The following is an 8,087-nucleotide window of genomic DNA, read 5'->3' as shown; positions in this document are numbered from 1 at the left end:
TGAAGGAGGCGGCCGCGCGCTTGGCCATCGCCGCCGAAGCATGACCGATCAATAATCCGACCACGTCCTGCCTGGAGGAGTTTGGGTGTCTACAGGTGGGGGAATTTGAAGTGTCGATCGGGGCTACTCGCCCGACGACAACAAGCTGCGGCTGTACAGCCTCTATCGGCTCGACGCGGAGACCTTCGAGCGGGTCAAGGCGGCCGGCTTCAAGTGGGCGCCGAAACAAGACCTCTTCGTTGCGCCGATGTGGTCGCCGATTCGCGCCGACCTGCTGCTCGAGCTCTGCGGCGAGATCGGCGACGAAGACACCAGCCTGGTCGACCGCGCAGACGCGCGAGCCGACCGCTTCGATGGCTACTCGGACCGTCGCGGGCGGGAGGCCGACGCCGCGCGCCGGGCGGTCGCCGCGATCACCGAGCACATCCCGTTGGGGCAGCCGATCCTCATCGGACACCACAGCGAGCGGCATGCGCGCAAGGATCAGGAGCGCATCCAGAACGGCATGCGCAAGGCCGTGCGCCTGTGGGAAACCTCGACCTACTGGCAGGAACGCGCCGCCGGCGCCCTGCGGCACGCGAAGTACAAGGAGCGCGCCGACGTGCGTCACCGTCGCATCAAGATCATCGAGGCCGACAAGCGGCGGCAAGAACGCCTCGTTGAAGAGCGCCAGACGCTGACGAAGCTGTGGCAGCGAGAGGGCCTCACGCGCGACCAGGCGCTGACCATCGCGAACCACGAGCACATTCATCGTTGCTTTCCGCTTGCCGACTATCCCCGCACCCCACCTGCATCGCAGTACGAGGGCCAGATGGGCCTATGGTCTGCGCTCGAGGACCAGATCATCACCGTGGAGCAGGCGCGCGCGATCGCATTGGCGTCTCACCCGCCGACGATCGCCTGGGCCCAGCGCTGGATCGAGCACTACGATCATCGACTGACGTACGAGCGGGCGATGCTCGGCGAGCAGCTCGGCACGACCGGCAAGACGTTCGACTTGCAGCCGGGCGGCCGCGTGCTGGTTCAAGGCATCTGGTCGACCATCGTGCGCGTCAACCGCAAGGACGGGCAGCCGGTGTCGATCTCCACGAACCGGCGTGGCCGCGTGTTCGGCGCGGAGCTGGTCGCCGACTACCAGGCGCCGACCGCCGAGGAGGTGGCGCTCGTCAAGGAGGTCACCAAGCTGCCGCCGCTCGTGAACTACGCGGGGGAGGGCGTGCCGACCATCACGCAGGCCCAATGGAACAAGATCCCGAAGGACTACAAGGGCATGGAGCGCCGGGCCGCGACTGACACCGCCGGGGCCCATCGGGTCCGCGTGGCGCTGGGCAGCTACGTTCTCGGCGACGAAAAGGACTCGAACAAGCGCTACGCCTACGCTCGGGTCTTCATCAGCGATGCGAAGCAGGTAGCGCCGCCGGCGCCCAACGTCGATGCAGCGGCCAGGCCGGCGCTGCCCGCGCCGGAGCGCGTGGCCACCGCGGCGCCGCCGCAAGCTGCGGCACCGCGCGCACCGGCGGAGTTGAACGCGATGCGCGACCAGTTGCGCCAGGGCGTGCAGGTCGTGACCGTGCCGCAGTTGTTCCCGACGCCGGCGCACCTGGCGCGCCGGATGGTGGAGCTCGCAGAGGTGCGGCCAGGTCATCGAGTCCTCGAGCCGAGCGCCGGCTCGGGTGCGCTGTTGCGCGCGATCGAGGCGGTGACCGGCTGTGCAGCAGCGTGCACCGCCATCGAGGTGCATCCGGCCGCGTCCCAGGTGCTGCGCCTGAACCATCGAGAGGTCACGGTGCATCAACGGGACTTTCTGGCATGCACCGTCGAGCAGCTCGGCCGCTTCGACGTCGTGCTGATGAACCCGCCGTTTGCGGACGCGGCGGACATCAAGCACATCGAACACGCGGCCACGTTTGTCAAACCGGGCGGCACGCTGGTGGCGATCTGCGCGGGCGGGCCACGCCAGCACGCGACCTTGAAACCGATGGTCGAGCACCACGGCGGCACGTGGGAGCCCCTGCCGGCCGGCACCTTCGAGGAAGCCGGAACCAACGCCAACACGGTGCTGCTGTCGTTCACGGTTCCGGTCGACGAGACGGCGACGGCCTAACACCCACGACGCGCGGCGCCGCGAAGGCGCCTGCGGAGATCTCCCAAAGGCACCACCCATGAAGACGCTGCGGAACCTTCTGCAGGCAACGTTCAGTGCGCCGCGCAATGCGCCTCGTGATCAGCATCGCGCAGCGCGCCAGGAGGCCAAGCGCCTCGCGGCACTGCACAGCATCTGCATCGAGAAGCTGCCGGGCGGCGGCATGAACGTCTGGCCACCCGCGGGCTTCGTTGAAGACCCATGCGAAGGCGACCACTACGCGCACAACTGGGGCGACGCGCTCGAGCAGGTGCGGATGTATCTGCCGCCGGCCGTGCCGTAGACCTGACGCAGGCGCACGGACCGCTCTCTTCGGGGCTGGCTGCCCCGAGGGCGCGTGCCCCATGCCCCGCTGGTTGTCCGCACTGCGAACGTCGGTGTGTGAGGCAGGGTTGGTGCGGTCCGAGTCGACGTCATCGTGCCAACAAGGAACGCTTTCCCGCAACCGACTCCAGTTATTGATATCGGCCGCTCACGGTGTGGGTTGACCTCCGGTTGCGGTCAGGCGTTCACGGCGCGGCGCGGAAGGAAAGGGCGCCGCTGAAGGGCGATCAAGCCGGCTCGACCGTCGCGCCAGCCGCTTCGCTTGGTGGCACGTCGGCCGCAGAGCCGCCGGCCCTCGATGTCGTTGCGGCCGTCTTCGCTGCTCTTCGATCGGCCGCGCTCGGTGCAGCTCGTGCGCCAGGCGCCTCACCGCGCTCCCCCCACAAGCCCCCGTCGGTCAGCGAGGGGGACTTGTGGGGGGATCTGATGCGGTGAGACGGGAAGCCGGCGCACTGCGTCAGCTGCTGTGAACCCCACCCATCCCAACCCTTCCCGTGAGGGAAGGGCCGTCGCCCACCCCCCGCCGCCCCCGGGCGGAGCGAGGAGAGCCGAGCGAGAGGATCAGCCGAACGCGCCCGCAGTGGGTGGCGGGCTGGTCCCCTGGAGGAACACACCATGGCTTCGCTCGCAACTGCTCAACCCGCCCAGCCACTCGTCCGCACAACCTATCCGCTGCATGCGCTGCTGCCGTCGACGGACAACAACGTGCGCAAGAAGAAGCGAACCCCCGAAAGCGTGCTGGCGATGGCGCATTCGATCAGCGCCCATGGCTGTCTGCTGCAGAACCTGGTGGTCGTACCCGAGGCGAAGCAAGGCAAGCGCACGGGTCGTGCGTTCGTGGCCGCCGGCGAGACGCGGCGCCTCGCCTTGTGCCTTATCCGCGATGGAAAGGTGGACGACGTCGAGCCCATTCCCGCGGACTACCCGGTCGACGTGCTGGAGGTGCCTGATCACGAAGCTGCTGCCGCCAGCGCCACGGAGAACATCCAGCGCACGCAGATGCACCCAGCCGACGAGTTCAAGGCCTTCGCGCAGCTGTTCGACCAGTGCGGCAGCATCGAACAGGTCGCAGCGATGTTCGGCGTGAAGGAGCTGTTCGTGCGGCAGCGCCTGAAGCTCGCAGCAGCGTCGCCGGCACTCTTCGAAGTCTTCAGCAACGACGGCATGTCGCTGGAACAGCTGATGGCCCTGTGCATCAGCGACGATCACGCCGCTCAAGAACGGGTCTGGAACGCTGCGAGGTCGCAGCAGTGGGCTCGCTCGCCGGACAGCCTGCGACAGGCGCTGACGGCAGAAGAGGTGGCCTCCACGGCGCCGCTCGCGCGCTTCGTCAGCATCAAGGCCTACGAGAACGCAGGTGGTGCCGTTCGTTCGGACCTGTTCGGTCAGGACGCCGACACGTACCTGATCGACTCCACGCTGCTCAAGACGCTGGCCGAGCAGAAGTTGCAGAAGCACGCCGACGAGTTGCGCGGAGAGGGTTGGGCCTGGATCGAAGTGCGGGCCCAGGCGACCAACATGTATGACGTGAACTACGCGCGCGCGACCAAGGGCCTGCGAAACCTGAGCGACGACGAGCGCAAGAAGCTCGCGGACCTGCAGGCCAAGCACGACGAAGCGGATCGAGCACGCGATGCGCTGTACGAGCGCGATGATGAAGATCTCAACGATGCCGAGCAGGAGCAGGCGCGCACGCTCAGCGAGACGATCGAGCGCAGGCGCACCCAACTGAGCAGGCTGCGTGAGTCGCTGTCGGGCTGGACGCCAGAAGTCCTCGCACACGCTGGTGCGCTGGTCACCTTTGACAACAGCGGCAAGATCGTGACGTGCCGCGGACTGATCCGCCAGGAAGACCGCAAGGCAGCCGCCAAAGCCCGGGCGGCCGCCGAAGCAGCAAACGAGCCGAAAGTGGAGGGTGCAGAGCCGTCGAAGGTCGAGGCCCCTAAGTCGAGCGTGTCCGAATCGCTGATGCGGCGCCTGACCGCGCACCGCACGGTCGCGCTGCAGCGCATGCTCGCGGACAACACGCAGGTTGCCATGGCCGCCCTTGCGCACGCGCTGGTCCGACGCGTCCTCGATGACGAATCGTCGCCCCGCGTCGGCAGCGCCTTGGACCTGCAGGCCAAGGGTTGCGAACGCCAACTCGACGCCGCCACCGAGTCGACGGTGAAGGCCTCGCGCGCCTGGACGGAACTGCAGGAGCTGCGCCACCAGTGGGGTGAGCGGATGCCCGGCGATCCGGCGAGCCTGCTGCCCTGGCTGATCAAGCTGCCGATGTCGGAGTTGTGCGATCTCATCGCGCTGTGCGTGTCGCTGACCGTCAACGCGGTCCAGCCCTCGCACCTCAAGCACCCGAGTGACTCGCTGGGCGAAGCGGTCGGCCTCGACATGGCCGACTGGTGGCAGCCGACCGCTGCCGAGTACCTCAACTGCGTGCCGAAGGCGATGATCTGCGCTGCGCTGGCCGACAGCGGCATGACGGCCGAGGCCTCGACCTTGGAGAAGCTCAAGAAGGGTGAGGCGGTAGCCAAGGCCGAAGCCCTGCTCCAGGGCAAGCGCTGGTTGCCCGCGGCGCTGAAGCCGCGCGGCTGACGACGACGATGGCCGAGGCAGGGTGCTTAGCACCCTGCTGCGCGGCGCACGCAGAAGGGCGAGCAGCGGCGATGTCATTGTGCCGTCGAAGGAGCATCACCAGCCGCCCGCTCCAGGTTTTCGGCTGGGACCCTGTATCCACGAATTCGCTCATAACTGCATGAAGGTGCGGCTGCGCCTAAGTGCCGTCGTGCAAGAGGAGGCGCGCCGGTCCGGCGCGCGAGTCAGCGACGGGTGACCTCGGACGTTTTCGCGTCCGCGAAAACTGGGGCGCTGGGGAGCGCCGACTTCCAAGCCTTCGGCGCGCATGCCGACTTTCCGCGCGGCGAGTCGCCTGGGGTGTACTTTGCCGCTGCATCCGGGTCGCCGGCGAAGGCCAGCGGCTGCGCCGAGATTGCGTAGGCTTGCGCGGCTGTTGGCCGCTCCACTGGCCGCCTAGGACAGCACTTTCGCGGCATAAACGGCCGGCCGGCTGCGCGCGGCCGGCATTTATTCCACGTTGCTGTCCTCACCCCGACTGCAGCTGCCCAGCCCACGCCAGGCGACACGCCGATCACCACCGGGGCAGGCGACGAGACCACTCCCCGAGGCGTGCGCCAGTTCTTAACAACTGGAGCTTGGACCATGGGCATGCCTTTGAACTCCGTCTTGCGCGGCGACTGCATCGAAGTGATGCGTGGCCTTCCCGCCGCATCCGTTGACTTCGTCCTGGCCGATCCTCCATACCTGGTCAACTACGTCGACCGCTCCGGCCGGCGCGTGGCCAACGATCGGAACGACCACTGGCTGGTGCCGGCCTTCGAGGGCATCGCGCGGCTGATGAAGCCGGACACCTTCTGCGTTTCGTTCTACGGCTGGTCAAGGGCGGACCGCTTCTTCCACGCGTGGCGCCGCGCCGGCCTAGCGCCGGTAGGGCACCTGACGTTTCCGAAGCGCTACGCATCGTCGACGCGCATGCTGCGCTACCAGCACGAAGGTGCGTACTTGCTGGCGAAGGGGCGCCCGCCGAGGCCTGCTGCGCCCATCGGCGACGTGATCCCGCGGGAGTACACCGGCAATCGCCTGCACCCAACGCAGAAGCCGACGTCGATCCTCACGCCGCTCGTGCGATGTTTCTGCCCGCAGGGCGGCCTGGTGCTCGATCCCTTCGCCGGCTCGGGCTCTTCCCTCGTCGCAGCGCGCCTGGTCGATCGCTCGTTCCTGGGCATCGAGCTGGACCCGGCGATGCACGCCACGGCATCGGCGCGCCTGAGCGCGGGCCCGCGCCGACGGCCGCCGCTCCCGGCCGACGTGGGCGCAGCGGCGTGAAGGGGCGGGCGATGGACAGCGAGCGATCGGCGATCACGAGCGAAGAGCTCAAGCACTTCTTGTCCGGCTACGCGCGGTATGAGGCCTTGGGGCCTCTCGTGGAGTTGGTCGGAGGTGTGGCCGGGACGCCATGTCCTTGGCGCGAGGCGGCGGCGCAGGAGATCGCCCGCCGAGTGGCGACGCTGACGCGCGGGTTCTCGTTGCCCTTGCTGGTCGACCTGGTGACGGGTGCCGTCGATCCGCGCGAGGCGGCGCGAAGCCTGCACGGCAACAGGGACGGGTAGGGAGACGGGGCCGCAGGGCCCTGTTCGGTGCGGCCGCTCTCTTCGGGGCTCGCCGCCCCGAGGCCGCTGGGCACAGCCCTGCTGCAGGCGCGTGGCCGCTTTGGCGGCCAGGTTGTCGAGCGCCTGCTGAACGGATCGCCCGGCCTCGATCGTCGCGCCAGTCGCTTCGCTTGGTGTCACGCCGGCCGCAGCTGCCGGCCGGGTTCAGGTCCTTGGGCGGGCTGCTCTGCGCAGCGGCTTGAGTCGCGCCAGCCAAGCTGTCACGGCCGCTGCATTGCGGCGCTCCCCTCGGGGAAAACGGGGCAGCGCGTGCGCCAGTCGTCCCACCGTGATCCCCCCAACTGCGCCCCCGTCAGTTTGCGAGGGGGACTTGTGGGGGGATCTTCAATACGGTGGGCCGGGAAACTGGCTCACCGCTTCGGCTGCGAAGCCGAAACCCCACCCATCCCCAACCCCGTTCCCGTGAGGGAAGGGGCTTTCGCCCACCCCCGCCGCCCCCGGGCGGAGCGAGGTGAGTCCGAGCGAGAGGATCAGTTTTGAGGAAGCCAAGAAGGTTTCCGGCTGGCCGCTCACCTTGGAAGGATTCACCATGGCCTCGAAGAACCGCGTCAACCTCCTGGGCAACCTCGGTCGGGATCCGGAGATCCGCTACCTGCCGAACGGCACCCCGACTGCGCAGGTCAGCCTGGCCACCGCCGAGGCCTGGAAGGACAAGGACAGCGGCGACCGCAAGGAGCGCACCGAGTGGCATCGCGTGGTGTTCTTCGGCCGCCTGGCCGAGATCGTCGGCGAGTACCTCATCAAGGGCTCGCAGGTCGACATCGAGGGCAAGCTGCGCACGCGCAAGTTCACCGACAAGGACGGCATCGAGCGCTACACGACGGAGATCGTGGCGACGAACCTGCTGATGCTCGGCGGCAAGCGCAAGGAGGGCGCTCCGGAAGGCGAAGGGTCGGGCAACGATGACGGCGGCTACGTCGACGACGACCACCCGTTCTAACCAACAGGTGCGTGCCGGCGCGTGGAAGGCCACGCGACCGGCGCTGCTCGTGCAACACCCTGGAGGCGATGCCGATGAGCGCGACCGCTATCTATCGCTGCAAGCGCTGCAACACGACGCGGCGCATTCGCTACCGCGTGCAGATGTGCCATGTCGGCTACGGACGCAAGGAGCCGAGCTACTTCAAGGAGTCGGACGGAGCTCGAGGACCTGGCGGCGAGGTCTGCTGCGGACGACCGATGAAGTTCGGTTTCTTGCGGGCTACGCTGAACCCCGCGGTGAAGTGCAGCGCACGCTGCACGCACGCTGTCGGCTTCCAGTGCGAGTGCTCTTGCGGCGGCGAGAACCACGCGACGGGAGGAGGGCGCTTCAGCCAGCTGATGGCGTCGGCTGGGCATTGACGGACCGGTGCGAAAAAAATCGCCGGCCGGCTGAG

The 8,087-nt window shown here is 68.1% G+C and carries 7 protein-coding genes; all 7 read left to right on the top strand.

Annotation, left to right across the window (positions count from 1 at the left end; translation table 11 throughout):
- Positions 1-247: 247 nt before the first annotated feature.
- Positions 248-2,104 carry a DUF3560 domain-containing protein gene (locus HLB44_RS31010; RefSeq protein ID WP_246312558.1) on the top strand — a complete coding sequence of 619 codons (1,857 nt, stop codon included), beginning with the start codon at positions 248-250 and terminating at the stop codon, positions 2,102-2,104.
- A gap of 58 nt (positions 2,105-2,162) precedes the next feature.
- Positions 2,163-2,426 carry a hypothetical protein gene (locus HLB44_RS31005; RefSeq protein ID WP_173132532.1) on the top strand — a complete coding sequence of 88 codons (264 nt, stop codon included), beginning with the start codon at positions 2,163-2,165 and terminating at the stop codon, positions 2,424-2,426.
- Positions 2,427-3,082: 656 nt separating this feature from the next.
- Positions 3,083-5,059: a ParB/RepB/Spo0J family partition protein gene (locus HLB44_RS31000; RefSeq protein WP_173132529.1), complete on the top strand. Its 1,977-nt coding sequence runs from the start codon at positions 3,083-3,085 to the stop codon at positions 5,057-5,059.
- A gap of 636 nt (positions 5,060-5,695) precedes the next feature.
- Entirely contained in the window at positions 5,696-6,367 is a 672-nt protein-coding gene (locus tag HLB44_RS30995) for a DNA methyltransferase (RefSeq protein WP_217283872.1), read from the top strand.
- 11 nt (positions 6,368-6,378) lie between these two features.
- Positions 6,379-6,651, top strand: coding sequence for a hypothetical protein (locus tag HLB44_RS30990; RefSeq protein WP_173132524.1), 273 nt, complete (start codon positions 6,379-6,381; stop codon positions 6,649-6,651).
- Positions 6,652-7,240: 589 nt separating this feature from the next.
- Positions 7,241-7,651 carry a single-stranded DNA-binding protein gene (ssb, locus tag HLB44_RS30985; protein ID WP_173132522.1) on the top strand — a complete coding sequence of 137 codons (411 nt, stop codon included), beginning with the start codon at positions 7,241-7,243 and terminating at the stop codon, positions 7,649-7,651.
- A 74-nt stretch (positions 7,652-7,725) separates the two neighbouring features.
- The gene (locus HLB44_RS30980; RefSeq protein ID WP_173132519.1) at positions 7,726-8,052 is read left to right on the top strand and encodes a hypothetical protein; all 327 of its coding nucleotides are present in this window, start codon (positions 7,726-7,728) and stop codon (positions 8,050-8,052) included.
- The last annotated feature ends 35 nt before the right edge of the window (positions 8,053-8,087 follow it).

Origin of the sequence: Pseudaquabacterium terrae (genome assembly GCF_013266755.1) — a bacterium.
GTDB lineage: Bacteria > Pseudomonadota > Gammaproteobacteria > Burkholderiales > Burkholderiaceae_C > Pseudaquabacterium > Pseudaquabacterium terrae.
The sequence above is the reverse complement of the archived record's forward strand: the minus strand, read 5'-3'. Positions and strand labels throughout refer to the sequence as shown.

What these genes read in the sequence shown, in the direction of transcription:
- HLB44_RS31010 (WP_246312558.1), top strand. Translation starts at nt 248, where the DNA reads ATGTGGTCGCCGATTCGCGCCGACCTGCTGCTCGAGCTCTGCGGCGAG.
- HLB44_RS31005 (WP_173132532.1), top strand. Translation starts at nt 2,163, where the DNA reads ATGAAGACGCTGCGGAACCTTCTGCAGGCAACGTTCAGTGCGCCGCGC.
- HLB44_RS31000 (WP_173132529.1), top strand. Translation starts at nt 3,083, where the DNA reads ATGGCTTCGCTCGCAACTGCTCAACCCGCCCAGCCACTCGTCCGCACA.
- HLB44_RS30990 (WP_173132524.1), top strand. Translation starts at nt 6,379, where the DNA reads ATGGACAGCGAGCGATCGGCGATCACGAGCGAAGAGCTCAAGCACTTC.
- ssb (WP_173132522.1), top strand. Translation starts at nt 7,241, where the DNA reads ATGGCCTCGAAGAACCGCGTCAACCTCCTGGGCAACCTCGGTCGGGAT.
- HLB44_RS30980 (WP_173132519.1), top strand. Translation starts at nt 7,726, where the DNA reads ATGAGCGCGACCGCTATCTATCGCTGCAAGCGCTGCAACACGACGCGG.